Origin of the sequence: Mycobacterium sp. 1164966.3 (assembly GCF_001665395.1) — a bacterium.
Classification (GTDB): Bacteria; Actinomycetota; Actinomycetes; order Mycobacteriales; family Mycobacteriaceae; genus Mycobacterium.
The window spans coordinates 35260-60041 of sequence record NZ_LZSG01000067.1 but is presented as its reverse complement, the minus strand read 5'-3'; the positions used below and the strand labels follow the sequence as shown (position 1 = coordinate 60041).

Sequence of the window (24782 nt, the reverse complement as noted above, 5' to 3'; positions counted from 1 at the left end):
TTAGCCGATGGTCCTTGGCATTTTCTAAAAAGCGCCGTCTAAAAGGCGTCGTCTAGTAGCGCCCGAAAGCGATCGCCACGTTGTGCCCGCCGAATCCGAACGAGTTGTTGACCGCATACCGGTAATCACCCGGCCGCGGCTTGCCCGCCACCACATCCAGGTCGATCTCGGGATCGAGATTTTCCAGATTCAGTGTCGGCGGGACCACCTGGTCCCGCAACGCGAGCACGGTCAGGATTGACTCCACTGCACCGACCGCACCCACCGAGTGGCCGAGAGCAGATTTGGGAGCGTACACCGCCGGCTTGTGGCTGCCGAGGGCGTTGTTGATGGCCTTGCCCTCGGCGAGGTCGCCGACCTGCGTGCCGGTGGCGTGCGCGTTGACGTGGTCGATGTCGCTGGGGGTCAGCCCGGCGAGCTCGACCGCCCGCTTGATCGCATGCCCGGCGCGCTCGCCGTTGGGGTCCGGAGCCACCATGTGGAAGCCGTCAGAAGTGATGCTGGCCCCCATGACCCGGCCCAGGATGTTGGCGCCGCGGGCCTTGGCGTGCTCCTCGGTCTCGATCACCATCAGCGCGCCGGCCTCGCCGAACACGAAGCCGGTGCGGTCCTTGTCGAACGGGCGACAGGCGCCGGCCGGGTCTTCGTTGTTGGTCGACAACACGATGCGCATGGCCGCGAACGCCGCGATCGGTACAGCTTCGATCTTCGTCTCCACGCCACCGCAGATCGCGATGTCGGCCTCGCCGAGCACGATGTGCCGCCAGGCCTGGGCGATGCCTTCGGCGCCCGACGCACACGCCGACACCGGAGCGCTCACCCCGGCCTTGGCATGCCGCTCCAGCCCGACCGCCGCGGCCGCGCCGTTGGGCATGTACTTCTGCACTCCCAACGGGTTGAAAGCCTTTGTGCCGCGCTCGCGCAGCTCGTCGTAACCCCAGATGAGCTCCTCGGTGGAGCCCATTCCGGTGCCGATGCACACCATCAGACGAGTGGTGTCGACCTCGGGCGACCCGGCGTTCTCCCAGACTCGCCGGCCCAGCACGGTGGACATCCGCTGCAGGTACGACAACCGACGCAGCTCAATGCGCGTCAGGGTGCTGTCGAACTCCTCGAGCAGGTGCCCGCCGATCCGGACCGGGAGGTCAAACTCCTCGACAAACGGGTCCTCAAGCGTGCGGATCCCACTCTGTCCGTCGAGCAACTGCTTCCAGGTGTTCTCCGCGTCGGTTGCCACGGCGGTCGTCATGGCGATGCCCGTGACGACAACGTCGGGAAAGCCGTTTCCCGTACTCAACTTGGCCATTGGTCTAGCGAATGTTCCTTCCGTGTTGTCCGGCTCCTCCTCGGGCCGCTTGCAGCCCGCATCGTCTCCGGACGCCGTGCCTGTCCGGCCTAGTAACGCCCGAACGCGAGCGCCACGTTGTGGCCGCCGAACCCGAAGGAGTTGTTGATCGCGTAGCGGTACTCGCCGTAGCGCGGTTCGCCCGCGACAACATCCAGATTGATCTCGGGATCCGGGGTTTGGTAGTTGAGAGTCGGTGGAATGACGCCGTCCCGAAGGGTCAACACCGTGAGTGCAGATTCGAGCGCGCCGACCGCGCCGATCGAGTGACCGAGCGCCGACTTCGGCGCATATACCGCGGCGTGTTCGCAACCGGCGACCCGGATCGCGTTGGCCTCGGCGGAATCACCGATCGGAGTGGCAGTTCCGTGGGCGTTGACGTGGTCGATGTCCTTGGGGGACAAACCCGCCAACTCCATCGAACGCGTCATGGCCCGGCCGGCCCGCACACCGTCCGCCGCGGGCGCCACCATGTGGAAGGCGTCCGAGGTGATACCGGCGCCCATCAGCCTTGCCAACGGCGTGGCGCCGCGGGCCTTGGCGTGCTCCTCGGTCTCGATGAGCATGAGCGCACCGGCCTCGCCGAACACGAAGCCGTCGCGGTCTTTGTCGAACGGGCGCGACGCCCGCTCGGGCTCGTCGTTGCGGGTCGACATGGCCCGCATCATGGAGAACGCCGCGATGGGCAGCGCCTCGATGGGTCCCTCGACGCCGCCGCAGACGGCGATGTCCGCGTCACCCATGACGATCTGACGCCATGCGTGGGCAATGGCCTCCGAGCCAGACGAACAGGCCGACACCGGGGTGATCACCCCGGCCCGCGCCCCCAGTTGGAGCCCGACGGTCGCCGCGGCGCCGTTGGGCATGATCATCTGAACGGCGAGCGGGGACACCTTGCGGGGCCCGCCCTCGTTCATCAGGTCGTAGCTCTCCACGATTCGCTCGGCGCCACCCAGACCGGTGCCCACCACGACGGTGAACCGGTCGGGATCGACCTCGGGGCTGCCCGCCGACTCCCACAACTGGCCGCTGAGCAGCTTGCTCATCCGCTGGACGTACGACATGCGTCGCAGGTCCAGCCGGCCCATGTGGTTGTCGACCGGCTCCTTGAGGTGGCCACCTATCTTGACGGGCAGGTCCCATTTGGTGACGAACTCGTCCTCGAGTACGTGGATGCCGCTCTCGCCAGCCAACAGACCCTTCCACGTGCTCTCGATGTCCGGCGAGATCGACGTCGTCGCTGTGACGGCGGTCACCACAACGCTGGGGTAACCGCCATTAGCAGTGGAAGGCTTGGTCACTTGCTTTCCGCTTCCAGCCTCGCCTTGACGTTGGCAACGGCGTCGGGGTTCTCGGTCTCGAGCTTGGCCCGCAGCGCCTCGGCGGCCTCGGGGTTCTCTTCCTCGAGCTTCTGGATGTAGGCGACGACGTCACCGACGGTACGCAGACCAGCGAGGTCCTCGTCGGGGATCTTCACGCCGTACTTGTCCTCGGTCTGCACCGCGATCTCGACCATCGACAGCGAGTCGATGTCCAGGTCGTCGACGAACGACTTCTCCGGGGTGATCTCGGACGGCTCGATACCGGTTACCTCTTCGATGATCTCGGCAATACCGGCGATGATTTCTTCCTGAGTTACGGCCACGTTCTTGCTTCCCTTCGTTGTTGTGTGCAAATGGAATTGACTTGCTTTGTACTGGTCTCGCCGAGGCCAAGCCGGCGTTAGAGGTTGGCCAGCTCGTCCAGGTCTGCGGGTGATTTGACGGCACGCGCCGGCACTCCCCGAAGTTCTCGTTTGGCGATACCGCTGAGGGTTCCCGCGGGCGGGAACTCCACGATCGCCGTGACTTGATAGTCGGGGTGTTCACGCAAGGTGGCCATGCACAGGTCCCAGCGCACCGGCTTGGTGAGCTGAGCGACGAGTGTGTCCATCGCGGCTGCGGCCGAGGCTACCGGGTTGCCGTCGTGGTTGGACAACAGCGTCGCGGTGGGCTCGGCGGTCGCGATGCCGGCCGCCGCGGCGGCAAAGCCGTCTAGCGCGGGAGCCATGAACCTCGTGTGGAACGCTCCGGCCACGCCCAATGCGCGCACCCGCGCCTTGGCCGGCGGGTCTTCGGCAAGCTTCTCCAGCGCGGTCAGCGCGCCGGCCGCGACGATCTGGCCGGCGGCGTTGCGGTTGGCAGGCACCAGGTCGAGCTGCTCAAGCCGGCCCAGCACGTCGGCCTCGTCGCCGCCGAGCACCGCCGACATGCCGGTCGGCTCGAGCGCGCAGGCTTTTGCCATCTCGGCACCGCGGCTGGCGGCCAGCGCGACGGCGTCGTCGGGGGCCATGACTCCGGCGATCGCATAGGCGGCGATCTCCCCGACGGAGTGGCCGGCGACAATAACTTCTTTGTCGGCCAGCAGTTCGCGCCGAGTCAGCTCCTGGTAAGCCAGCAGGGTGGCCGCGACGATCAGGGGCTGGGCGACCGCGGTGTCGGTGATCTCCTCCATCGACGCGGTGGTACCCAGCCGCTCGAGGTCCAGGCCACTGGCGTTCGACCACGATGCAATCCGGTCTGCTGCGCCAGGCAGTTCCAGCCACGGCGACAGCATCCCCTCGGTCTGGGAACCTTGTCCGGGAGCAAGAAACGCAATCACGTGTCTAAGAGAACACTGTGGAAACGGTTTTAGCGGGTGTAACAGATTATGAACCTTATCTTAGGTTTTTGTGTACACCCTACAAAACAGCTCCGTAAGCTACCCGTTTGATATCGTCCCGCGATCTGTCATCTGAGTCACTATAGTTCCGACACGCCGACAACAGCGCCTCTGACCGGCGCGGGAAGCTGAGTCAGGGCGTTGTTCCCGGCACTGGACTGAGGTACCGGATAGTTCAGCTGGCCTACCGTCGCGGCCACACGCAGGACGTACGCGTCCCGTGGCTGCGTGGGGTCGCGGCCCGTGAAGTCGGTGATCCGCTTCAGCCGGTACCGCACGGTGTTTGGATGAACGAACAACTTGCGCGCGCAGGCCTCAATCGCGCCGCCACAATCTAAATAAGCGTTAAGGGTCTCGGTGAGCGTCGGACCGGCGTCCGCCAGGGGCCGCATCACGTCCGTATGCAGTGCCACGAGCGCCGACGCATCGCCCATCAGGGCCCGTTCCGGCAACAGTTCTCTGGCCAGCACCGGCCGCGGGGCGCCGCTCCACCCGGCGACCGCGTTCATCCCGGAAATCGCCTCACTCGCGCTGTGGTAGGCCGCGGTCAGCATGGGCGCGGTAGGTCCGATGACCACTGGGCCGTCCGAGAACGCCTCCAGCAGGTCGCCCAAAAACTTCTCGGTCGGCGACAGGTGGCCCGAGACGATCGCCACCAGCCAGGTGCCGTGTACGTCGGTGAGTGCGGCCCGGCCGTGGCGGGCGGCGATATCGCGGACATCCTGGCTGGCGCGCTCGCTGTCGAGTTCCGCGTTGGGTTCGCCGCGGCTGGGCGCGGGCGTTCCCACCACCACCGTCGCCGGCGAGGTGGTGTCCCAGTTCAACGCGGCCGCGCGGGACAGCAGCTCGGGGCCGGTGTCACCGCGTACCACCGCGTCGACGACGCTGGCCTCCATCCGGCTGTCCCAAGTGCCGCGCGCCTCGGCCGCGTCGGCGTAGGCCGTGGCGGCGGTGAACGCCAGGTCGCGGCTGTACTTCAAGATGCCCACGGTGAGCGCCGTCAGCTGCTCTTCGGAGCGGGCCAGCATGGGCACCACCTCTTCGAAGAACTCCATGGTGACGCGGACCATCTCCACGCTGTGGCGCAATGCGATCCGTCGGGTCAGGTCCTGGGGAACCAGCTCGAATGCCTGCGCGGTGTAGCTGACGTTGCTGTGCGGGTCCTGCATCCATTCGACGAAGTTGACGACGGCCGTCTGCACCACGAGTGCCACGCTGGCGCGCTGGGACGCTTCCAGCTCGGCGAAGAACGGCAGCCGCTCCTGCATGGCCGAGACCGCCTCGGTGGCCAGTCGGCCCGAATACTGCTTCAACCGCCGCAGCAGCGAGTCGGGCACGGTGTCCAGGAGTTCGAGCGGCGATTTCGGGCGGACGAATTGGTTGTCGCTCATCCCTAAAAGCTACAAGAGTTTTCTGGAACTTTCCGCCAAAGGCGTCGAGCGGGTGTCACGCCGGCGTGCCACTCGACGTCGACGGCCATGCTGGCGTGGCGCTCGGCGCGGTGGGTGGCGCTTGCTAGGCGCCCGGCCCCGGATCGGAAGTCTGCGCCGGCGCGGCCAGCACGTCGTCGATCCGATACTGACGGGCGGCCGCGACCGGCACCGACGGGTCGATTTCCCCGTCCCTCGCCAGCGCCTCCAGCACCGCGACCACCTGCGATTCGGCGTCGGTGTTGAAGTAGCGGCGCGCGGCGGGCCGGGTGTCGGAGAAGCCGAAGCCGTCGGTGCCCAGCGTGACGTAGGTGGCGGGCACCCACTGCCGGATCTGCTCGGGAACGGCGCGCATCCAGTCCGAGACGGCGACGACGGGCCCGGCCGCACCCGAGGCTTGTGCCTCGGATAAAACCTGAGTCACGTATGGCACCCCGGGCTGACGGTCGGGGTGACGCAGCTTCGCCCGCTCGATGGCGACACCGTCGCGGTTCAGCTCGCCCCAACTGGTCACCGACCAGACGTCTGCGGCGACATCCCACTCGGCGGCCAACATCTCCGCTGCCTTCAGCGCCGACGGCATCGACACCCCGGACGCCAGGAGCTGCGCGGTGTTTGCGCGTCGCTCTTTGGCTGCCTGGTAACGGTAGATGCCGCGCAGCACGCCTTCGGGGTCGAAGTTCTCCGGCTCCGGCGGCTGCACGTAGGGCTCGTTGTAGACGGTGATGTAGAAGTACACGTTCTCCGGGTTCTCGCCGTACATCCGCGAGAGCCCGCTTTCGATGATGTAGGCGATCTCGTAGGCGAACGCCGGGTCGTAGGACACCACCGCCGGGTTGGTCGCGGCAATCAGCAGCGAATGGCCGTCGGCGTGTTGCAGGCCCTCACCGGTCAGCGTGGTGCGCCCGGCGGTGGCCCCGAGCACGAAGCCGCGCGCCATCTGGTCGGAAGCCGCCCAGAACCCGTCGCCGGTGCGCTGGAACCCGAACATCGAATAGAAGATGTAGATCGGGATCATCGGCTCGTTGTGCGTGGCATACGACGTGCCGACCGCGGTGAAGCAGGCCACCGACCCCGCCTCGTTGATGCCCTCGTGCATGATCTGCCCGACTTCGCTTTCCTTGTAAGCCAGCATCAGCTCGGCGTCCACGGCGGTATACAGCTGGCCGTTGCGGTTGTAGATCTTGAGGTTGGGGAACCAGGAGTCCATCCCGAAGGTTCGGGCTTCGTCGGGAATGATGGGAACGATCCGCGGTCCAATTTCCTTGTCGCGCAACACTTCTTTGAAGGTGCGCACGGTCGCCATGGTGGTGGCGACTTCTTGTTGACCCGACCCCTTCTTCAGCGCCTTGTAGACATCGCGCCCGGGGAGCATGAGCGCTTTGGACTTGGTCCGGCGCTCCGGGATGAAGCCGCCCAGGGTGCGGCGCCGGTCGAGCAGATAGCGAATTTCGGGGGCATCCGGGCCGGGGTGGTAGTACGGCGGCAGATAGGGGTCTTCGTCGATTTGGGCGTCGCTGATCGGGATGCGCATGGCGTCGCGGAAGTACTTGAGGTCAGCCAGCGCAAGCTTTTTCATCTGGTGAGTGGCGTTGCGGCCCTGGAAGTGTGCGCCCAGCGAGTAGCCCTTGATGGTCTTGGCCAGGATGACCGTCGGCTGTCCCTTGTGGTCGATGGCGGCGCGGTAGGCGGCGTAGACCTTGCGGTAGTCGTGGCCGCCGCGCTTGAGGTTCCAGATCTCGTCGTCGCTCATGTCCGCCACCAGCGCCTTGGTACGCGGATCGCGACCGAAGAAATGGTCGCGCACATACGCGCCGTCGTTGGCCTTGTACGTCTGGTAGTCGCCGTCCGGCGTGACGTTCATCAGGTTGACCAGCGCGCCGTCCTTGTCGGCGTGCAGCAACGCGTCCCATTCGCGTCCCCACACCACCTTGATGACGTTCCATCCGGCGCCGCGGAAGAAGGACTCCAGCTCCTGAATGATTTTGCCGTTGCCGCGCACTGGGCCGTCGAGGCGTTGCAGGTTGCAGTTGATCACGAAGGTCAGGTTGTCGAGGCCGTCAAGCGCTCCAAGGTGCAGCAGCCCGCGGCTCTCCGGCTCGTCCATCTCGCCGTCGCCCAAGAAGCACCACACGTGTTGGTCGGAGGTGTCCTTGATGCCGCGGTCGTGCAGGTAGTGGTTGAACCGGGCTTGGTAGATGGCGTTCATCGGGCCGAGTCCCATTGACACCGTTGGGAATTCCCAGAAATCGGGCATCAACCGCGGGTGTGGATAGGACGGCAGGCCGCCGCCGGGGTGGCTGTGTTCCTGACGGAATCCGTCTAGCTGATCTGCGGTGAGGCGACCCTCCAGGAACGCCCGCGCGTAGATACCGGGCGACGCGTGGCCCTGGATGAAAATCTGGTCGCCGCCGCCGGGGTGCGATTTGCCGCGGAAGAAGTGGTTGAAGCCGACCTCGTAGAGCGCGGCGGACGACGCGTAGGTCGAGATGTGGCCGCCGACGCCAACGCCGGGCCGCTGCGCGCGATGCACCATGATCGCGGCGTTCCACCTGATCCAGGTCCGATACCGGCGTTCGACGTCCTCGTCGCCGGGAAACCACGGTTCGAGCTCGGTCGGGATGGTGTTGACGTAGTCGGTTGACGTCAGCGCAGGGATGGCGATGCGCTGTTCGCCGGCCCGTTCCAGCAGCCGCAACATCAGATAACGCGCCCGCGCGGGTCCCGAGCGCTCCAGCAGCTGGTCGAAGGACTCCAGCCACTCCGACGTCTCCTCGGGGTCGATGTCGGGCAAGTAGGACGCGACACCTTCGCGGATCACCCGAACACGGTCGGGTTCGCTTGTGCTGCTTGGGGTTTTGGCCAAATCGGTGCGCGCGAACTCGGTGGTCAACTTCCGCTCCTGTAGTTGGCGGGGTATCTGCTTGGCGATCTTCCTCCTATCGTGCCGCACCGATGCGCCGGGCGGGTAGCTACCGTCCGATCGCGGCTGGGCTCGACTTAGTCGCGCGAAATCGGTGCGTCCACGGCGGCAGCAACCGCGACCCGGTAACGTCAGGAGCCGTGCTCATCGGATGGCGTGCCTACCCTCGCAGGCACGTGGGGGAGTTCCCCAGGCGAGGTGCTCTGGCGCTCGGTTGTGTGGCGGTTGTGGTGATTGGGATCGTAGGCTGTACCAAGGTCACCAGCGGCACCGGCAAGGCCAACGGCAGTCTGGCCCCGGCCTACCGCTCGTCGGTGTCGATGTCGGTGTCGGCGTCGGCGGCATCGTCGAGTATCCGGGAGACCCAGCGGCAACAGTCGCTGACGACCCGCGCCATTCGCAGCGCGTGCGACGGTCTGGCCACCACCAGCAAGGACGCCATCGACAAGGTGAACGCCTTCGTCGCGGCGTTCAACGCGGGACGTAACACCGGCCCCGCCGAAGGCCCGGCCATAGACGCCAGCAACAACAGCGGCAACACCGTGGAGAGCAGCATCGGGCCCCCGTTGTCGCAGGAGATGCAGGACGCCTTCCGCGAGTACGTCGACGCGGTGCGCGGCGTTGCCAACGCGATCGCCACGCACGTGGGAACGGCGGAGTTCAACAGACGGGTCGACCGTCTCAACGCGGCCAAGACCAAGTCATTGAAACTGTGTGTGGCCTCCTGAGGCGGGCATGTTCGACGTGCGCGACATGTGCGACGATTAAGCCCATCGCACGGCGCGTGCATGGCTAAAGGAGGTCCCACGGTGGTCGCGGCGGATCACGCCCCGAGCTACGCTCGCAAGCTGGGCATCCAACGAGACCAAGTGGTCCAGGAGTGGGGCTGGGACGAAGACACCGACGACGACATCCGCGCAGCGGTCGAGGAAGCTTGCGGCGGTGAGTTGCTCGACGAAGACACCGACGAGGTCATCGACGTTGTGCTGCTGTGGTGGCGAGACGGTGACGGGGACCTGGTGGACACCTTGATGGACGCGATCTCTCCGCTGGCCGAAGACGGCGTGATCTGGGTGCTGACCCCCAAGACCGGCAGACCCGGGCACGTGCTGCCCGCCGAGATCGCCGAAGCGGCCCCCACCGCCGGCCTGATGCCGACGTCGTCGGTCAACCTCGGTGACTGGAGCGCCAGTCGGTTGGTACAGCCCAAGTCGCGGGCCGGTAAGCGCTGATGCTGGCTGTCGGGACCACAGCCCCGGACTTCACCCTGCGCGACCAGAACCATCAGCCCGTCAGCCTCGGCGACTACCGCGGATCCCAAAACGTCCTGCTGGTGTTCTTCCCGCTGGCCTTCACCGGGATCTGCCAGGGCGAACTCGACCAGTTGCGCGATCACTTGCCCGAATTCGAGAACGACGACAGCGCGGTGCTGGCCATCTCGGTGGGCCCGCCGCCGACCCACAAGATCTGGGCGGCCCAGAGTGGGTTCACCTTCCCGGTGTTGTCGGACTTCTGGCCGCACGGCCAGGTCAGCCAGGCCTACGGCGTGTTCAACAGCGACGCCGGCTATTCCAACCGCGGGACCTTCGTCGTCGATCGGTCCGGGATCATCCAGTTCGCGGAGATGAAGCAGCCCGGAGAGGCCCGCGACCAGCGGGCGTGGACCGACGCGCTGATGGCTTTGCGATCTTGACCGTTTTGGGTGGTTGGCCCTCGGGCGTGTAGCCTGCCCGGCGGGTAATGGGCGCGTAGCTCAGTGGTAGAGCTCTGGTTTTACACACCAGCGGTCGGCGGTTCGATCCCGTCCGCGCCCACCGTAATCGGTGCAGGTAAGCACCTCACTGCACCGCAGGCCGAGCACTTCCGACCGGCGTAACCCGTAGCACGACAACAGCCACAACAAATCGGTTCTATCACGGCGAGACACGTTGGACTGGACGTCTCATCAGTATGCGCAGCTTCTGCCGATTTGGGACCAGAAGTGCTCCTCGGCCTCGTGCGGGGGACTTTTCAACTTCGCTGCCAGCTATTGACCGCCTGCGCGTTCGGTACCGACGCTGGGATACGTGCTGTTGGGAAAGGTGCGCTGAATTGTGAACGTCGGAGGAAGGCCCGCTAACGGTGCCACAACGATGTTCTCGCCACTCATTGCGGCGGCGCGATTGAACGTCTCTGCGGCGATACGCACACGCCGCCGTGGGTACAGCGGGTGGACGGGTGCGGTCAATAGCAACTACGACCCGTTGGACCCAGCCGTCGCAGCGCAGCCCCACGCTGCGTACGACGACCTGCACCGCAGCGGACGTGTTCACTACAACCCTCGGCGCGCGACATGGATTCTGCACAGACTCGACGATGTCCGCGCAGCCCTACGCGACACAGATCAGGTGACCAGCAGTCATGGAGTGACCCGAGTACAAATGGTCGCCGATCTCGTCGTGGTTACCGACGACGAGCAGCACAGCCGCCTCAGGAGACAAGTCCAGCCGGCGTTTACAAAAGGCGCTCTGGACAGTTGGCGCGACATCATCGACAAGCTCGCCGCCGAACTCGTCGATGACATGATCGCTGCCGGCGAGTGTGACGCCGTACAGCGGCTCACAATGCCGATGCCGCTCCGGGTGATCGCCGCTATCCTCGGCGTCCCGGAAAGCGACATCGCCGACTTCCGCCGTTGGTCAGACGAAGCCACCCAAATCATCAACTTCACCCCCACTGTGAACGGCGTTGCGAATACGGCGCGGTCCATGCGTGCCGCAGTAGCGCTGCGCCGCTATTTCCTGAAGCACCTCGCAGATGGACACCTCAAGGGATCGGACACCGTACTCGGCCGGCTGTTGGAGCACAACACTGACGGTGCGTTGACCGACAATCAGTTGTTCTATATCGCCATCTTGCTTTTGATCGCTGGTAATGAGACCACAACTAACCTTCTCGGCGGGATGCTCCACACCTACGCCCACTACCCCGATCAATACGACGTGATCCGAGCCAACGCCGACCTCATCCCTCAGGCCATCGAAGAACATGTCCGCTACACCAGTCCCATTCAAAACCTCTACCGCTACACCCGTGCCGACTATCAAGTAGGCGACGTCACCATCCCAAGGGGTTCACGTGTGCTGATGTCATTTGGAGCGGCCAACCGCGATCCACTTGCCTTCGATGACCCCAACACCTTCCGCGCGGACCGAAACCCGCGCTCGCACGTCGGATTTGGTTACGGTCCACACTTATGTCTAGGAGCGCCGCTGGCACGGATGGAGGCACAAGCCGTTCTCCGTGAACTGGTCGACCGCGTGTCCCGCATCTCGCTCACCGGACCCACAACGTGGTCCACCAACAGCTCTCTGCGTGGCCCAACCCACCTTCCCGTCGTTCTCCACGCGAGGTCGACCCCTTGAAGTCCGCACGATCCGAAAAATGGGCCTTGCTTGGAGGGCTAGGACTCATGGCTTCCGGTATTGCGCACCTGCTGTGCCCGAGTGCGTTCGAATCGGTGAATCGAATGGCCTTCACGGACCGCATTCGCGCCCACGTGCTTATCAACGGCAGCATCGAAGCGGGCCTGGGCTTAGCGCTACTCAATTCTCGCACTCGTCGAGCGGCAGTGGCCGCCACAGTTGTCTACCTGACCTATTTCAATGCGAGCCTGCTGTACAGGCTCTGAGGTGAGCGATGCACGAGGAACGCCTCGATCGCGTCTCAGGTATCGAACTCGAGCGGTAGACGCGTGGGTCCGCTCATGCCGAGAAGTGGCCGCCACGGGGGGTTTTCGATGCACCGCGGATGCGGCAGACGATGGGCAAGAATCTTGAGCGCTTCGGACAGTTCTCGCCGGGCGAGGTTCGCACCCAGGCAGTAGTGGGCGCCGCCGCCGAAGGTGAGGATCGGCGGTGGGTCGTTGCGAGTGATATCGAAACGCGTGGGGTCGTCGTAAATAGACGGGTCCCGATTGGCGGCATAGGTGTTCACGATGATGAAAGTGCCGGCCGGAAATGTGTGGTCGCCGACCGTGACGGCGTCAGTGACACTGCGAAGGGTGCTGCACATCGACGGGGAGTGCCGCATGGTTTCTTCGACGGCGTTCATCGCGAGCTCGGGCCTGTCGCGTAGCAACTCCCACTGTTGCGGGTGCTCACACAGTACTTGCATCGAGGCCGCCAATTGCGTACGCGTGGTATCGGTTCCCGCCAGCAGGATGCTGAACGCCAGCATCCGGACCTCCCCGGCGTCGAGGCGATCGCCGCGATCTTCCGCCCGGATGAGTTCGGAGAGTAGATCTTCCGTCAGGGCCTTGCGTCTATCGGCGATCATCCCGTTGATGTATTCGTCGAAAGCATCCCAGGCCTTCAGGACCTTGGGCTCTTCGTCGGCGAGGTTGCAGTCGAAGCTGACTACCTTGAATATGTCCTGTGCCCATTCCGAGAACAGCTGCCAGTCTTGCCGGGGCGCGCCCAATAGGGCACAAATCACCGGGATCGGGTATGGCCGCGCGATCTCCTCGACGAATTCACAACTTCCTTCCGCGACAACGATATCGGCGAGCTCGTTGATGACGGCGTGGATCGTTTCATCCATGCGCGCGGTGGCCCGCGGGGTGAAGGCCTTCGACACCAGGCTACGTAACCGACGATGTTCGGCGCCCTCCATGCACAGGATGCTGCGCACGACGCGGTCCCATAGCTCACCCGACGTTATGCCGTGAGCGGTGAGGTGAATGCCCGGAGGGATCCTGAACCGTGGGTCGCCGAGCACGGTTCTGGCAAGTTCGTAGGAAAGCACCTCTGGCCCAACGGGACCCAGCGCGATTGGCGCCACCTGTTGGGCAGCCCGAAACTGTGGATAGATCTCCTGTGGTGTGTCCGCGACGTTGTAGGTCAGTACCGGTAGCCCGGCGTCAAAAACACTGGGCTTTGCCGCACCGATGGTCATGATGTCTCCCTGGCTTCCAGTCTCGAATGTGGTTCAACTCCTCAAACAGCTTTTGCGAGAAAGGGATTGATGCATAGATTTTCATACTTTCTCACGGCAGGTTGGTCGACAGGAATGTCAGGGGCAACCCGAACACCGATAAGTCGATTTCTTCGAGATAGTTGCCCTCGCCCTCGAAGCTCTGCCGGAAACGTGTGGCCGAACCGTAACGCTTGGCGATGTCCTCTGCATCTGACGCTCCGGGAACCTGTACCACTACGGTAAAAACGCCACCATCGCCGTGGCTGGTCAGGAATTCGGTCACCGATGCAGCTACCTCACTCGTGGATCCCGGGTTCGGGCTGATCAGCTCGATGCCCCGATTCCAGTCCAGGAGCACCCGCAGCCCGAGTTGGGCCAAATCGATCTCGTCGAAGCTGAAGCCCAGCTTCGTAAACAGTTCTCCCACCACATCGTGTCGCTCGCGAGCCACCGCGAAGACGACGTGATGCAACCGCGACGGCGAGTCGTTCATCCATGACCTCCGGGTTTCGTGTCAGGCGTCAAACGCGCGTCCCCTCAGCTTCGTGCCAGCACTCCCCGTGGAAGTAGCAGCGGCAGGGTGTTGTAGGTGGCGATGCCGGGCGGAGCGGCGACAACGGCAGGAACCGCGTTGATCGCGGGCATGGCGGTGATGGTGAGACCCAACATGATGTAGTCGTCGAGTGTCTCGCCCTTAAAGTCTGGTGGCGGAAGGAAACTCAGTGTGGTCTTGATCGTCGGTTGGCCTTGCACCTCAATGGTGTAGCCCATGTCCAATGGCCAATCCGGTTCCAGCGTTTGGCCCTTGCGCCATCGCCCGCGGATCTCGATGACTTCGTGGTTTGCGACAATTCCCTTCCAGCGGACATCCACGCCGGCGACACAGCCTTTTGCGATCGTCCACTCGCCGGGCAGATGGAGATCCTCGACGGTTTGGGCATATTCGACGTCGCAACGCACCTCGTCGAGCTCGACGTCCAGAGCCTCGGCCACCAGCAGCACCGCATCCCGGAATACGCCGGAGCCCTGCTCGGTGATCGTCGGCAGATCTGGTTGATTGATGGGATAACCGAAGCCCATTGGTTTTTCGGTCTCGGGGGAGTTGTAGATGGTGGTATCAGCGGATTCCAACATGGAAACCTTGTCTACCCGGTCCGAAAGCCCTGCCGACACAATGGCGAACATCTGAATGAAACCCGGATTGATGCCGCTGCCAAAGATGGTCGACCCACCTTGCTCGCAGGCCTCGGCGATGCGATCACGTCCGGTGCCGAGGAAGTGGCCGGTGACGAACCCGGCAGTGCCCACCACGTTGATGCCCGCGCCGAGGATGCGGACAAGCTCATCGACGTTGGCGAACATCGGGTTGTAGATCACGCAGTCTGGCTTCAGCGCAAGCAGCGCCTCAATGTCGTTGGTGGCCTTCACATCGAGAGGTCCGATTCCGCAAAGCTCGCCGACATCGCGCCCGACCTTCTCCGGCGACCAGGCATAACAGCCGACAAGCTCCAAGGTTGGGTTCGACGCTATCGCCCGCACCGAACTCTTGCCGACGTTACCGGTCGTCCACTGCACGACGCGATACGTCATGGATGCGGCGCCGCGTGCTGTTGGGCGGCTTGGCGAGCGAGGCGTTCGTTGTGAATCCTGACGAGTTCGCGGAACCCGAGGCGGTGGTACTTCGGCGTCGGCTGGATCCCCCACACATCCTGAGCGGTGCTTTTGCCCGCGGCGCCCTCCGGCGGTCCGAGAATTGGGTAAGGGTACTGGCACTCGAGCGTGTCGTTGGAGTACCGGACCTTCAGCAACTCGCTGCAGATTTCGGTGAGGCTAAGGGTGGGGTACCCGTAATAGACCGCCATGAATGGCAAGGTGAATGCGCCTTCGATCACCAGCGCCACGAGGCACACCAAGACGGCGCGCTTGATCCATTTATGCATACGCGCGTAGTACGGCGTGGTACCCGGTTCGAGTTCGTGCGCCGCGCCTTGTTCTTCGGTAGTTGATGGGGTCGTCATCGCTATGCTCCTTGAACCTGTTCAGTCGGAGAAGATTTCGCGGTTAACCGTGTGCAGATACGGGATCGCGAGGAACGGAGTGATGTAGAAGATGTCATAGAGCCACCAGCCGATGACCGGAAACACGACGCCGGCGTAGCGGACATCGGCATACATCGTCATGTTGAACACATAGGCAGACCAGATCACCACACCCATCCAGCACGTGATGACCATCCACTGGTGACCCCACCGCTTCATCTGCAAGAACCCGATCGCCGCGGCGACCCGCATGGAGAAGACCGTCAGGATCAGCCCTGCCACATAAGCTTTTTCGCCTGGCCCCGCCGCTCCGCCGACCCAGAGTTCGTTGTAATGCCAGAAGTAGCCCGCATCGAACATGTTGCCCCACCCGACCATCAGAACCCGGTTGATCAACGTGTGGTTGGCGACCAGGTCCAGCGCCCAGCCCAGGCTGTTGAGCATTCCGTCGATCAGGACCAGATAACCAATCAGCGTCACGATCATGGGCCGGACCGACAGGCCGGCACGAAGGGCTTGACGTTGTAGCCAGACGCCGCGCATGAAAATGGGAAACCCGATCAGACCCGGGGCCCACATGCCCATCAACGCGGCGCCGATGATCATCCATTTGTCGGCACGACGCTGAGCTTGGCGAGATGCGTCATGGTGATCCTCAAGGGTGCCTGAGTCCGCAGTGGTGGATCCGCTGCCCGAAAGACGGTTGAGCAGAGGGAGATTCACAGATCCCACCAGCCTCGGGCAAATGACATATAGAGTTGGATTCCGAACATCACCAGCAGATAGCCGTAAATGACGATCTGGAATACGATGAGCGCCCGTTTGCGCTTCTGCTCCTGTCGATCCATGCAGGTTGCTCCTTCCTAGGGCGAATTGCTCGAAGCGCTCGGGGTGGCCAGGCTGGCTGCCGCGACTTCACGTAGACCGTCGGTGACGGCGCCGTCGGTACTCAGCGGTGCGAGTATGCAAGCGTCGGCCGCGTCCAATTCGGTTGCGCCGGCGGCGATCAACTGCGCAGCGGTGACCAGCACCCTGGTCGACGGCGGCTCGAAGTGAAAGGCTTCGTCGGCGGTGCGGATCGCGACCGCGCATCTGACCAGCCGCTGCGCCGTGGCCAGGGGAATTCCGGCTTCGGCGACGATGACCTCGGCTTCGCGGTCGGGTGGCAGATACGTCATCGCGAGCGTGACGAACCGCTGCCGGAACGACGGTTTGAGTTCCTTGAGCGAGCTGCGATATGCCGGATTGTACGAACACACGAGCATGAACGTGTCCGGCGCTTTCACGACCTCGCCGGCACGGTCGAGGTAAAGCGATCGTCGGTGATCGGTGAGCGAATGCAGAATGGCCAACGAGTCGTGGCGGGCTTCGACGACTTCGTCGAGGTAGCAGATCGCTCCGGCTTTGACGGCCCGGGTCAGTGGACCATCGGTCCAGACGACATCGCCGCCGGTGACCATGAAGCGGCCGACGAGATCGGAGCTGGTCAGATCGTCGTGGCAACTGATGGTGACCACCGGCCGCTCCAACAGCAGGCCCATGTGTTCCACGAACCGTGTCTTGCCACACCCAGTCGGGCCGGTCAGCATCACCGGCATGTGTTGGCGGAAGGCCTGTTCGAAGAGCTGGACTTCGTTGCCGTTAGCGAGATAGGTATCCGTCATGCGGCGACCAGTTCACGATGGACATGAGCCAGCACTCGCGGAAGCTCCTCTACGCGCCGGATGCGTTGCGAACGACGGGGCCCGAACACCTCCGGTAGGGGATCGACTCGGGTTGGACCGACGCCGACGTAATACATCGACACCCCTGCTTCGTTGGCTTCATCGACCGCGTGTGCAGCGTCTGCCCAGGCATAGCGGCCCTCATAGCCTTCATCGGAGATCAGACCGTCGCCGATGACGATGAGCAGGCGCCGCTCGGACGGCTGCTCCAGCAGCCGGCTCGTCAAATGGCGAAGGGGCGCACCGAGTCGGGTGTAGCCACTTGTCTGCAGCCCCAGGGCGCCGGGCGGCACAAACCGGGGGTCCTGGAAGTCCTTCAGGCACCGAACTTCGACGCGGTGGCGGGTATTTCCGGTGAACATGAAGATGCCGTGGCGCTCGCGGGCACGATTCATCGCGCGCGAAAGCGCGTCGGCACAAGCCAATTCCAGTCGGAAGATGCGGCCGCCGTGCACACCCAACGATGAACTCCCGTCCAGCAGCAGCGCGGTGGTGACGTCGCGGCCGCTGGGCAGCAGTTCGCGGAAGATACGGGGTTGGCTCGCCTCGCCGGTCGCCGTGTCGACATAGTGGCTCACGTATTGTTCGACATCCAGGTCGGAGCCATCTTCTAGGCGATTCTGCATCGCGCGATGGGTGTGTTCCTCAAACCATTTTCGAAGGTCGGCGGAGACGGAGGCGGGTTGCCCACTGCGGCTGGTGTGCACCCGCTCGAGAACCGCCACGTGGTCCCGCATGAAACTCTTCGTCCACGCATTCCACTCTGGATAGGGAATGCCGGGCCGATGATCGGGCGTGATGTCGAAGTCGTTGTCCTGCGGCCGGCTCGGCGGCGGCAGGTTGGGATTGCGGACGCCGCCGTCGCCGCCGACGGGAACCGAATACGGTCGCGGCACCCGCTTCTGCGTTGTCGTCCAAGGCATCCGGCCAAAGCTGCGCCGCAACTTGTCGGCCAAACCCTGCGGCATTGTGTAGGCCAGCGGCAGGCGGCCCAGCAGCGGGTGCACCGTGAGCGCCTGCCCCGTCGCTGCCAGCGCAACAGCTCGGTTGAGCATTTCAGTGGCATCCATGTCAGCGGCTTCGCTATTGAGTTCCGGTAGCACGCGTCGGACTTCGGACAGCAGTCCCGGCCAGCGCGACGCGATCCAGCCGAGGGCGACACCGGCTTCGACAAGTGTGAGTGCGCGCAGTTCGCGACCGGTTAACTCGTTCAGGCGATATTCGGTGACGCGCTCCTTTGAAGGCGAACATTGCAGGGCCACACCGCATGTCAGGGTTCTGCGCGTCCATTCAGACCTGGACAGCTCGGGGGCGGGATAGGGGACATGAACGAAGTTGAGCTTTCCGCTCAACCCAAAAGCGCGCCGGTCACCGGTGACCAGGCGGACACCTTCGCGGCGTCGTTCACTGAGTGCGACCGCTGTCACGGCACAACTTCGTTCGAGCGCCAGCGCGTGCGCATCGGCGAGTTCAGCCATTGCCGTGATCCCACGCAGCTCGGCTACCCGGCTCGCGGCGACCGCTCAGAACGTACCGATGTTGGAGAAGAGCCAATACCAGAACAGGATGATCAGGCCGGTCCCGCCCCAAGCGGCGACGTAGCGAAGGATCTCCCACAGATAACCCATAATTCAACCTCCTTGGCGACGCACTCCCAGCCAACAGACGCGTGATCCGCAGCGCAGACATCCGAGCCGCGGCCCGTGGGTGGCGCCTGACACGCGGATCCCGTTCGGAGCTGTTAGCCGGTGACAGCATGGCCCACCCTTTGCCCTCCGTTTTACTGATTGAAGTCAACGGTAACGGTCGCGGCGGACGTCTGTCTAGGCCGCCGAGGGATCCAAACGCCTGCCCATGCGAGGCTTGCTCATTGCTGTCGATCATCGAAATACCCTCGGTGAGAACGTAATCAGTCGGAAAAGATTTCTCGGTTGACGGTATGAAGATAGGGAATCGCGAGGAAGGGAGTGATGTAGAAGATGTCGTAGAGCCACCAGCCGACAACCGGCAACACGACACCGGCGAAGCGCACGTCGGCGAACATCGTCATGTTGAAGACGTATCCGACCCAGATCACCACACCCATCCAGCAGGTGATGACCATCCACTGGTGGCCCCAACGTTTCATTTGCAGGAAGCCGATGGCGGCGGCAATGCGCATGGTGAAGACGGTCAGAATCAGGCCGACTTCCCAAGCCTTTTCGCCCGGGCCCGCCGCACCGCCGACCCACAGCTCGTTGTAATGCCAGAAATAGCCCGCATCAAACATGTTGCCCCAGCCGTTCAGCAGCACGCGAGCCAGCAGACTGTGATTCGCGATCAGGTCAAGCGCCCATCCCACGGTATTGATGGCAGCGTCGATGATGACGAGATAGCCGAGCAACGTGACCAATGTCGGACGAACCGAGAGTCCGTCCCGCTGGGCGCGGCGCAGCAACCGCACTCCCCAGAGAAAAAGTGGCAGCCCGAAGATGCCCAAGGCGGCGGTGCCGATCAGGAGACTGCCAGAGATAAGCCATTTGTCAGCCTGACGTTGTGCGCGTTGCGATTGCTCCATGTGCTCGTCGAAAGTCAGCTCGGGTCGCGCGGAGTCGGTTTCTCCCGCGGTGCCAACGCCGCCGGATTTGCGCTGTTGTAGCTTCGGCAGATTCACGAACCCTCCTCATCAGAGGCTGAGTGGAGACGCTCGTGCACTATAACAGACTGACTATAGTCAGCCTTTACGCCGTTGACATGCTGTTCAGGAAGTGCCTACGCTCAGCGGGCGCCCAGCCTCCTGCGCCGGCGCCGTGTGTCCGGCGAAGAGCCACTGGTTGGTCGAAGTGTCGGTGCATGCAAAGGAGTAGCAATGACGCTCACCCACGAGCAGACAGCGACTCGAAAGCCGGTGGCCGAGAGGAAGTATCGGGTCATCCAATGGGGCGTCGGCAACGTCGGAACGGTGGCGCTCCGCCATTTTGCCCATAACCCGGCCTACGAACTGGTCGGAGTGCTTTGCAACCGGCCGGAAAAGGTTGGCAAGGACGCCGGCGAGCTCTGCGGTAAACCACCGACCGGGGTGCTCGCTACCGACGACAAGGCAGCGATCGAGGCCCTGGATGCCGACTGCGTGTTCTATGCGCCGCTGTGGTCCGATCCCGATGAAGTGTGCCGCCTGCTGCGCGGCGGGAAAAATGTGGTGGCGTCGGGTGGCGCGTGGTGGTACCGAACCGAGCACAGTCAGGCGGACATCGACAAGATCCATGCCGCGTGCCTGGAGGGCGGTACGTCGTTCCACGCAGGTGGTATCAACCCCGGTTTCGCGGGAGATCTTCTTGTCTTGACGCTGGCCCGAATCGTCAGCCAGATCGACATCATCCACATCTACGAAGTCGTGAATTTCGGCAGGGACACCCTGAAGTACTTGTTCGAGATGGGGATGGGGAGCGATCCCGCCGGGTTCGAGGACGGCCCGAATCTGCTGGGGCAAGCCTGGCCACTGTTCGCCCAGTCGATGGCCATGATCGTCGAGAATATGGGTAAAACGGTCGAACGGTACACGACGGAGGTGGAGCTTGGGGCCGCCACGCGTGACATTCCCTTCGAAGGAGGGGAGACCAGCGACATGCCGGGCTTCAAGGGCGTGATCAAGGCGGGCACCGTCGCCCGCCAGCATCACAAATGGACAGCGTGGGTCGAGGGCCGGCCGCTCATCGTCTTTCACGAGATCTACACAATGGACACCTACGATGCCATTGAGCCACAGGAGAATTGGCCTCAGCACTATCACTACCGGATCGTGATCGAAGGCGACTCATCCACGGAGTTGATCCTCCAAGGGGCTCAGGACCCGGACGGCGGCTACGCTTTGCCCGGCTACACCTGGACGGCGATGGGTCCCGCGAACGCGATCCCCGCAGTCTGCGACGCACCGCCGGGATTCCTCTCCCACAAGGAACTCGGGCTCATGCCCCTGCGCGGAGTGATACGCCCCTGACGCGCGCGGATCAGGGCTTCACACTCCGCAACGTCCTCGCGACGTAGTCTTCCAGCAGGGCGTGGCCGGTCGGCCAGTGATTCGTAGTGACCAACAAAGCGTAGAGGCCGAGCAAGAAGAACACCGCGCTGTTCATGGGATTCACTTTCTCGTCCGCCTCACCGCGTTCCTGAGCCAGCGCGATCTCCTGGGCAACCAAGACGATCAAGGGGTGATCCCTGCCGTCTTCAGTAGGCGGACGAGTCTGGGAAAAGTGCAGCGCAAGAAAGTCATTGAAGAGGAGATAGCCCAGTCGACGTTCCAATCCGACGACCAGGAGCACGGCCTCGTGCAAGGCGGATGCAAGATCGTGGTCGGACTTCAAGAACTGCGCGAATTGCCTGGCTATGCGGTCTTCTTCCCGACGCTCCAACTCCAGCAGGACATGCTCCTTGGTCGGGAAGTGGAAGAAGAAGGTTCCGTGGGCGACCCCCGCTGCCGCCACAATGGCACTTACGTCGGCCTCGGCCATCCCCGCTCTGGTGAACTCCGCGATCGCGGCACCCATCAATCGCTCCCTCGTCTGCAAGCGTTTCGCTTCTCGCGCAGACAGCCTGTCCGTCACAGCCATTTCTTTCCTCACAGTTGACCTGACTCACCCAGGACTTACGAGAGTAACGCAAACATCATGATCCGTGCTCCTCAGAAAGGCTTGTCCGCCTCGGCCCTCGTCGCACTGACAATGTAGGAGCGTGTTTAGCGCTGACCCGTTCATTGACTTTAGTCAGGCTGCGTTCTTAGATTGAACGGCGCACACGATACGAATGAAGGGGCCAGCATGGCATTGGAGCAGTTCCGGCTGGATGGACAGGTCGCGATTGTCACGGGTGCGGGGCGTGGGGTAGGGGCCGGGATCGCCCGGGTCTTGGCAGAGGCCGGCGCCACGATTGTGGGCACCGCACGTACCGAGTCGGAGATCGTGCGCTCAATTGAGGGCATCGAGGAGGTTGGCGGCAAGGGCCTGGCACTGGTTGCCGATGCGATGAGCCGTTCGGACGGAGAGCGCGTCGTCAACACGGCCATGGAGCGCTTCGGCCGCATCGACATTCTCGTCAACAACGTCGGTGGCTCTACCTACGCGCGCTTCCTAGACATCACCGACGAAGATTTCCGGCATACCTTCGACTGGTGCGTGACCTCGGCCTTCATCATGAGTCAGCTCGTGGCCCCGCACATGCTCGATGCCGGACATGGTTCCATCATCAACATCTCGTCGGGTTCAGCCCGGTTCGGGATTCGGGCGTTGACCGCCTATTGCGTCGCCAAAGGCGGTCTCGAGGCGCTGACGCGCGCCATGGCACAAGAACTGGCGCCAAAGATTCGTGTCAACGCCATCGCGCTTGGCTCATTCGCCACAGACGGTCTGCAGAGCAGCCTGGATCTGATGCCCGGGTCGCTGGAGAAGATGCAAGAGGCCACGCCGCTTCATCGTCTGGGCCACGTGGAGGATCTCGGCCGGCTTGCGGTGTATCTCTGCACGCGCGACTGTTACGCCACCAACGCGACATTCCACGTGGACGGCGGCATCGACTCGAACAATTCGCCGCTGCCGATACCCGACTACTGATCCTGAAGTGGCGAAGGGGAAGCCTGCAGTGCGCAGAGTAATTCAATTCTCGACGGGGAACGTCGGGCGGCATTCGCTGCGCGCGATCATCGGCAGACCGGACCTCGAACTGGTCGGAGTGCATGCGGCCAGCGCCCAGAAGATCGGCCGGGATGCGTCGCAGCTGTGCGGACTCGACGAGCCGACCGGCATCATTGCCACCGATGACGTCGACGCCCTGGTGTCCCTCGGCGCCGACTGTGTCGTCTACACGTCACAGGGCGAGACTCGGCCGATGGAGGCAATCGATCAGATGGTCAAGTTCCTTGCGGCGGGCACGAATGTCGTCGGCACGTCGATGGTTTGGCTCGTCACGCCGCATCACGCCGACGACTGGTTGCGGGCGCCCCTGGAGCGTGCCTGTGAGGCCGGGAACTCCTCGCTCTACGTCAATGGCATCGATCCCGGATTCTCTGGCGATACGCTGGTGCACGCCGCCGTCAGCCTGACCACCCGTGTCTCGTCGATCACCGTGCAGGAGATCTTTGACTACGGCAACTATGATGATGCTGAATTCACCGGTGCGGCAATGGGTTTCGGTACCGCCGCTGACGACGACCCGCCGATGCTGTTCCTGCCCGGGGTAGTGGTTTCGATGTGGGGTGGTCAGGTGCGCAGTCTGGCCGGCCATCTCGACATCAAACTCGACGAAGTACGCCAGCGCACCGAACGCTGGTTCACGCCCGAGCGGATCGACTGCACAATGATGACTGTTGAACCAGGACAGATGGCCGCGGTTCGATTCGCCACCGAGGGTGTTCGCGACGGCGAACCGGTGATCACCCTCGAGCACGTCACCCGACTTACCACCGCCGCCGCGCCCGACTGGGAATTCCCACCCGACGGGCACACCGGCGTACACCGCGTGGTCGTGGAGGGAGAACCAAGGGTGGAGATCAACACGCACGTTTCACATCCGGTTCTCGATCCCACTGACGCCGGTTGTATCTCGACGGCGGGTCGAGCAGTCAACGCCATCGATTGGGTATGTCGCGCGCCGCAAGGCCTCGTCGCGGTGGAGGACATACCTCTGTCCGCGACGATGCGCGGGCTGATGTGGAACGACCGGTAGGTGAAGGCATCACCGTCGGGACGCGTTGGCGGCAAGCGCGTACTCATCACCGGTGCCGCCCGAGGTTTGGGGCGCAGCCACGCGCTGCGGCTCGCGGAGGAAGGGGCGGACCTGATCCTGGTCGACATCTGCCAATCCCTTCCAGAGCTGGAGTATGCGTTGGCGACGGAACAGGACCTCGCCGAAACAGCGCGTCTGGTAAGGGATTTCGGCCGTCGCTGTGTGAGTTGCGTCGCCGACGTCCGCGACGAGGAACAGTTACGTTCCGCCGTCGACGATGGCGTCGCCGAGCTGGGCGGACTGGACGGTGCGGTGGCCAACGCCGGTGTGCTGACGGTCGCGACATGGGACAAGACGACTGCAGATCAGTGGCGCACCGTGGTCGACGTAAATCTGATCGGAGTGTGGAACACCTGTGCCGCCGCGATTCCCCACTTGCTCGCCCAGGGCGGCGGCAGCCTGGTCAACATCAGCTCGGCGGGTGCCATCAAGGGCTTTCCCTTACAGTCGCCCTACACCGCGGCAAAGTACGGCGTGGTCGGCCTCACGCTGGCCCTGGCCAACGAATTGGCAGCGAAGAATGTGCGCGTCAATTCTGTGCTTCCGACCGGTGCACATACCGGGATGATTCCGCCGTCCTTCGGAACCATCCTGGGCGAGGAGCGGGCCGATCTGATCCCCATCTTCGTCAATGCGATGCCCACGCCGGCCGTGGAGCCCGTCGATGTAAGTAATGCCGTGCTCTTCCTCATTTCCGACGAGTCCAAATGGGTCACAGGACTGCAGTTCAAGGTCGATGCCGGGGTGACCATCAACTAGTGCGGCGGCGTGGCTCGAATTCGGCCCACGAGGAACTGCCTGCGCACCAGGTCTGCGGCACCTTACGGGCCTTTGCCGACGAGACAGCCAGCAACTGGACCCTGGATCCGTTTTCGTCCTGCGATCCGCCCCTTCAACCGCCCGATCGGGACT

Annotated in this window: 25 protein-coding genes and 1 tRNA gene; 10 read left to right on the top strand and 16 right to left on the bottom strand. The window is 63.5% G+C overall.

Features of this window, described 5'->3' with window-relative positions:
* Nucleotides 1-52 precede the first annotated feature (52 nt).
* From kasB to aceE, 6 genes are all read right to left on the bottom strand, one after another.
* Nucleotides 53-1306 (bottom strand): 3-oxoacyl-ACP synthase KasB, encoded by a 1254-nt coding sequence (kasB, locus tag A9W99_RS24260; protein ID WP_067384488.1) that lies wholly within the window; start codon nt 1304-1306, stop codon nt 53-55.
* A gap of 89 nt (nt 1307-1395) precedes the next feature.
* Nucleotides 1396-2646, bottom strand: coding sequence for a 3-oxoacyl-ACP synthase KasA (gene kasA / locus A9W99_RS24255; protein WP_067384485.1), 1251 nt, complete (start codon nt 2644-2646; stop codon nt 1396-1398).
* Nucleotides 2643-2990 carry a meromycolate extension acyl carrier protein AcpM gene (gene acpM, locus A9W99_RS24250; protein ID WP_067236939.1) on the bottom strand — a complete coding sequence of 116 codons (348 nt, stop codon included), beginning with the start codon at nt 2988-2990 and terminating at the stop codon, nt 2643-2645. The genes kasA and acpM overlap by 4 nt, the downstream gene beginning before the upstream one ends.
* Nucleotides 2991-3067: 77 nt before the next feature.
* The gene (locus tag A9W99_RS24245; protein ID WP_067384482.1) at nt 3068-3985 is read right to left on the bottom strand and encodes an ACP S-malonyltransferase; all 918 of its coding nucleotides are present in this window, start codon (nt 3983-3985) and stop codon (nt 3068-3070) included.
* A 140-nt stretch (nt 3986-4125) separates the two neighbouring features.
* Complete coding sequence (locus A9W99_RS24240) at nt 4126-5436, bottom strand: CdaR family transcriptional regulator (RefSeq protein ID WP_067384479.1); 1311 nt, start codon at nt 5434-5436, stop codon at nt 4126-4128.
* Nucleotides 5437-5560: 124 nt separating this feature from the next.
* The gene (gene aceE, locus A9W99_RS24235) at nt 5561-8368 is read right to left on the bottom strand and encodes a pyruvate dehydrogenase (acetyl-transferring), homodimeric type (protein ID WP_067384476.1); all 2808 of its coding nucleotides are present in this window, start codon (nt 8366-8368) and stop codon (nt 5561-5563) included.
* A 170-nt stretch (nt 8369-8538) separates the two neighbouring features.
* Here aceE and A9W99_RS24230 point away from each other — a divergent pair, with 170 nt between their 5' ends.
* The 6 genes from A9W99_RS24230 to A9W99_RS24205 all read left to right on the top strand — a co-directional run bounded on the left by A9W99_RS24230 (nt 8539) and on the right by A9W99_RS24205 (nt 12068).
* Nucleotides 8539-9126: a hypothetical protein gene (locus tag A9W99_RS24230; RefSeq protein ID WP_082930190.1), complete on the top strand. Its 588-nt coding sequence runs from the start codon at nt 8539-8541 to the stop codon at nt 9124-9126.
* 81 nt (nt 9127-9207) lie between these two features.
* On the top strand, nt 9208-9630 hold the full coding sequence (locus A9W99_RS24225) for a DUF3052 domain-containing protein (RefSeq protein ID WP_067384470.1): 423 nt from the start codon (nt 9208-9210) through the stop codon (nt 9628-9630).
* Nucleotides 9630-10091, top strand: a complete 462-nt coding sequence (locus A9W99_RS24220; RefSeq protein WP_067384467.1) for a peroxiredoxin — start codon at nt 9630-9632, stop codon at nt 10089-10091. Before A9W99_RS24225 ends, A9W99_RS24220 begins: the two co-directional genes overlap by 1 nt.
* 49 nt (nt 10092-10140) lie before the next feature.
* A tRNA-Val gene (locus A9W99_RS24215) sits at nt 10141-10212 on the top strand.
* A 318-nt stretch (nt 10213-10530) separates the two neighbouring features.
* Complete coding sequence (locus A9W99_RS24210; protein ID WP_067384464.1) at nt 10531-11802, top strand: cytochrome P450; 1272 nt, start codon at nt 10531-10533, stop codon at nt 11800-11802.
* Between the two features lie 47 nt (nt 11803-11849).
* Nucleotides 11850-12068, top strand: coding sequence for a hypothetical protein (locus A9W99_RS24205; protein WP_067384462.1), 219 nt, complete (start codon nt 11850-11852; stop codon nt 12066-12068).
* Between the two features lie 35 nt (nt 12069-12103).
* On the opposite strand, the gene A9W99_RS24200 is transcribed toward A9W99_RS24205, so the two are convergent.
* The 9 genes from A9W99_RS24200 to A9W99_RS24165 all read right to left on the bottom strand — a co-directional run bounded on the left by A9W99_RS24200 (nt 12104) and on the right by A9W99_RS24165 (nt 19674).
* Nucleotides 12104-13333 carry a cytochrome P450 gene (locus A9W99_RS24200; protein WP_067384459.1) on the bottom strand — a complete coding sequence of 410 codons (1230 nt, stop codon included), beginning with the start codon at nt 13331-13333 and terminating at the stop codon, nt 12104-12106.
* A 91-nt stretch (nt 13334-13424) separates the two neighbouring features.
* On the bottom strand, nt 13425-13847 hold the full coding sequence (locus tag A9W99_RS24195) for a hypothetical protein (RefSeq protein ID WP_067384456.1): 423 nt from the start codon (nt 13845-13847) through the stop codon (nt 13425-13427).
* Nucleotides 13848-13891: 44 nt separating this feature from the next.
* A complete protein-coding gene (locus tag A9W99_RS24190) occupies nt 13892-14944 on the bottom strand; it encodes a dihydrodipicolinate reductase (protein WP_067384453.1) in 1053 nt (350 codons plus the stop codon).
* The gene (locus A9W99_RS24185; protein ID WP_067384451.1) at nt 14941-15372 is read right to left on the bottom strand and encodes a hypothetical protein; all 432 of its coding nucleotides are present in this window, start codon (nt 15370-15372) and stop codon (nt 14941-14943) included. Before A9W99_RS24185 ends, A9W99_RS24190 begins: the two co-directional genes overlap by 4 nt.
* Nucleotides 15373-15393: 21 nt before the next feature.
* Nucleotides 15394-16116 carry a hypothetical protein gene (locus A9W99_RS24180; RefSeq protein ID WP_067384448.1) on the bottom strand — a complete coding sequence of 241 codons (723 nt, stop codon included), beginning with the start codon at nt 16114-16116 and terminating at the stop codon, nt 15394-15396.
* A complete protein-coding gene (locus A9W99_RS27570; RefSeq protein WP_256389966.1) occupies nt 16113-16241 on the bottom strand; it encodes a hypothetical protein in 129 nt (42 codons plus the stop codon). The genes A9W99_RS24180 and A9W99_RS27570 overlap by 4 nt, the downstream gene beginning before the upstream one ends.
* A 15-nt stretch (nt 16242-16256) precedes the next feature.
* On the bottom strand, nt 16257-17057 hold the full coding sequence (locus A9W99_RS24175; protein WP_067384445.1) for a CbbQ/NirQ/NorQ/GpvN family protein: 801 nt from the start codon (nt 17055-17057) through the stop codon (nt 16257-16259).
* Nucleotides 17054-18595 carry a nitric oxide reductase activation protein NorD gene (locus A9W99_RS24170; protein WP_067384442.1) on the bottom strand — a complete coding sequence of 514 codons (1542 nt, stop codon included), beginning with the start codon at nt 18593-18595 and terminating at the stop codon, nt 17054-17056. Before A9W99_RS24170 ends, A9W99_RS24175 begins: the two co-directional genes overlap by 4 nt.
* Before the next feature lie 431 nt (nt 18596-19026).
* Nucleotides 19027-19674, bottom strand: coding sequence for a hypothetical protein (locus tag A9W99_RS24165; RefSeq protein WP_172828940.1), 648 nt, complete (start codon nt 19672-19674; stop codon nt 19027-19029).
* A 291-nt stretch (nt 19675-19965) separates the two neighbouring features.
* Between A9W99_RS24165 and A9W99_RS24160 the strand changes: the two genes are divergently transcribed.
* Entirely contained in the window at nt 19966-21093 is a 1128-nt protein-coding gene (locus A9W99_RS24160) for a dihydrodipicolinate reductase (protein ID WP_067384436.1), read from the top strand.
* A 10-nt stretch (nt 21094-21103) separates the two neighbouring features.
* On the opposite strand, the gene A9W99_RS24155 is transcribed toward A9W99_RS24160, so the two are convergent.
* A complete protein-coding gene (locus A9W99_RS24155; RefSeq protein WP_067384433.1) occupies nt 21104-21703 on the bottom strand; it encodes a TetR/AcrR family transcriptional regulator in 600 nt (199 codons plus the stop codon).
* 207 nt (nt 21704-21910) lie between these two features.
* On the opposite strand from A9W99_RS24155, the gene A9W99_RS24150 reads away from it, so the two are divergent.
* The 3 genes from A9W99_RS24150 to A9W99_RS24140 are packed head-to-tail and all read left to right on the top strand — an operon-like array spanning nt 21911 to nt 24629.
* Nucleotides 21911-22699, top strand: coding sequence for an SDR family NAD(P)-dependent oxidoreductase (locus A9W99_RS24150; RefSeq protein ID WP_067384430.1), 789 nt, complete (start codon nt 21911-21913; stop codon nt 22697-22699).
* A gap of 28 nt (nt 22700-22727) precedes the next feature.
* On the top strand, nt 22728-23810 hold the full coding sequence (locus A9W99_RS24145) for a dihydrodipicolinate reductase (RefSeq protein ID WP_067384427.1): 1083 nt from the start codon (nt 22728-22730) through the stop codon (nt 23808-23810).
* Complete coding sequence (locus tag A9W99_RS24140) at nt 23811-24629, top strand: mycofactocin-coupled SDR family oxidoreductase (protein ID WP_067384424.1); 819 nt, start codon at nt 23811-23813, stop codon at nt 24627-24629.
* Nucleotides 24630-24782 lie beyond the last annotated feature (153 nt).

Coding starts and splice junctions, on each gene's coding strand:
- A9W99_RS24185 (WP_067384451.1), bottom strand. CDS start 15,372: ATGACGACCCCATCAACTACCGAAGAACAAGGCGCGGCGCACGAACTC.
- A9W99_RS24160 (WP_067384436.1), top strand. CDS start 19,966: ATGACGCTCACCCACGAGCAGACAGCGACTCGAAAGCCGGTGGCCGAG.
- A9W99_RS27570 (WP_256389966.1), bottom strand. CDS start 16,241: ATGGATCGACAGGAGCAGAAGCGCAAACGGGCGCTCATCGTATTCCAG.
- kasB (WP_067384488.1), bottom strand. CDS start 1,306: ATGGCCAAGTTGAGTACGGGAAACGGCTTTCCCGACGTTGTCGTCACG.
- A9W99_RS24240 (WP_067384479.1), bottom strand. CDS start 5,436: ATGAGCGACAACCAATTCGTCCGCCCGAAATCGCCGCTCGAACTCCTG.
- A9W99_RS24195 (WP_067384456.1), bottom strand. CDS start 13,847: ATGAACGACTCGCCGTCGCGGTTGCATCACGTCGTCTTCGCGGTGGCT.
- A9W99_RS24155 (WP_067384433.1), bottom strand. CDS start 21,703: ATGGCTGTGACGGACAGGCTGTCTGCGCGAGAAGCGAAACGCTTGCAG.
- A9W99_RS24205 (WP_067384462.1), top strand. CDS start 11,850: ATGGCTTCCGGTATTGCGCACCTGCTGTGCCCGAGTGCGTTCGAATCG.
- A9W99_RS24220 (WP_067384467.1), top strand. CDS start 9,630: ATGCTGGCTGTCGGGACCACAGCCCCGGACTTCACCCTGCGCGACCAG.
- A9W99_RS24200 (WP_067384459.1), bottom strand. CDS start 13,333: ATGACCATCGGTGCGGCAAAGCCCAGTGTTTTTGACGCCGGGCTACCG.
- A9W99_RS24210 (WP_067384464.1), top strand. CDS start 10,531: ATGTTCTCGCCACTCATTGCGGCGGCGCGATTGAACGTCTCTGCGGCG.
- A9W99_RS24165 (WP_172828940.1), bottom strand. CDS start 19,674: ATGGAGCAATCGCAACGCGCACAACGTCAGGCTGACAAATGGCTTATC.
- A9W99_RS24150 (WP_067384430.1), top strand. CDS start 21,911: ATGGCATTGGAGCAGTTCCGGCTGGATGGACAGGTCGCGATTGTCACG.
- A9W99_RS24175 (WP_067384445.1), bottom strand. CDS start 17,057: ATGACGGATACCTATCTCGCTAACGGCAACGAAGTCCAGCTCTTCGAA.
- A9W99_RS24170 (WP_067384442.1), bottom strand. CDS start 18,595: ATGGCTGAACTCGCCGATGCGCACGCGCTGGCGCTCGAACGAAGTTGT.
- A9W99_RS24190 (WP_067384453.1), bottom strand. CDS start 14,944: ATGACGTATCGCGTCGTGCAGTGGACGACCGGTAACGTCGGCAAGAGT.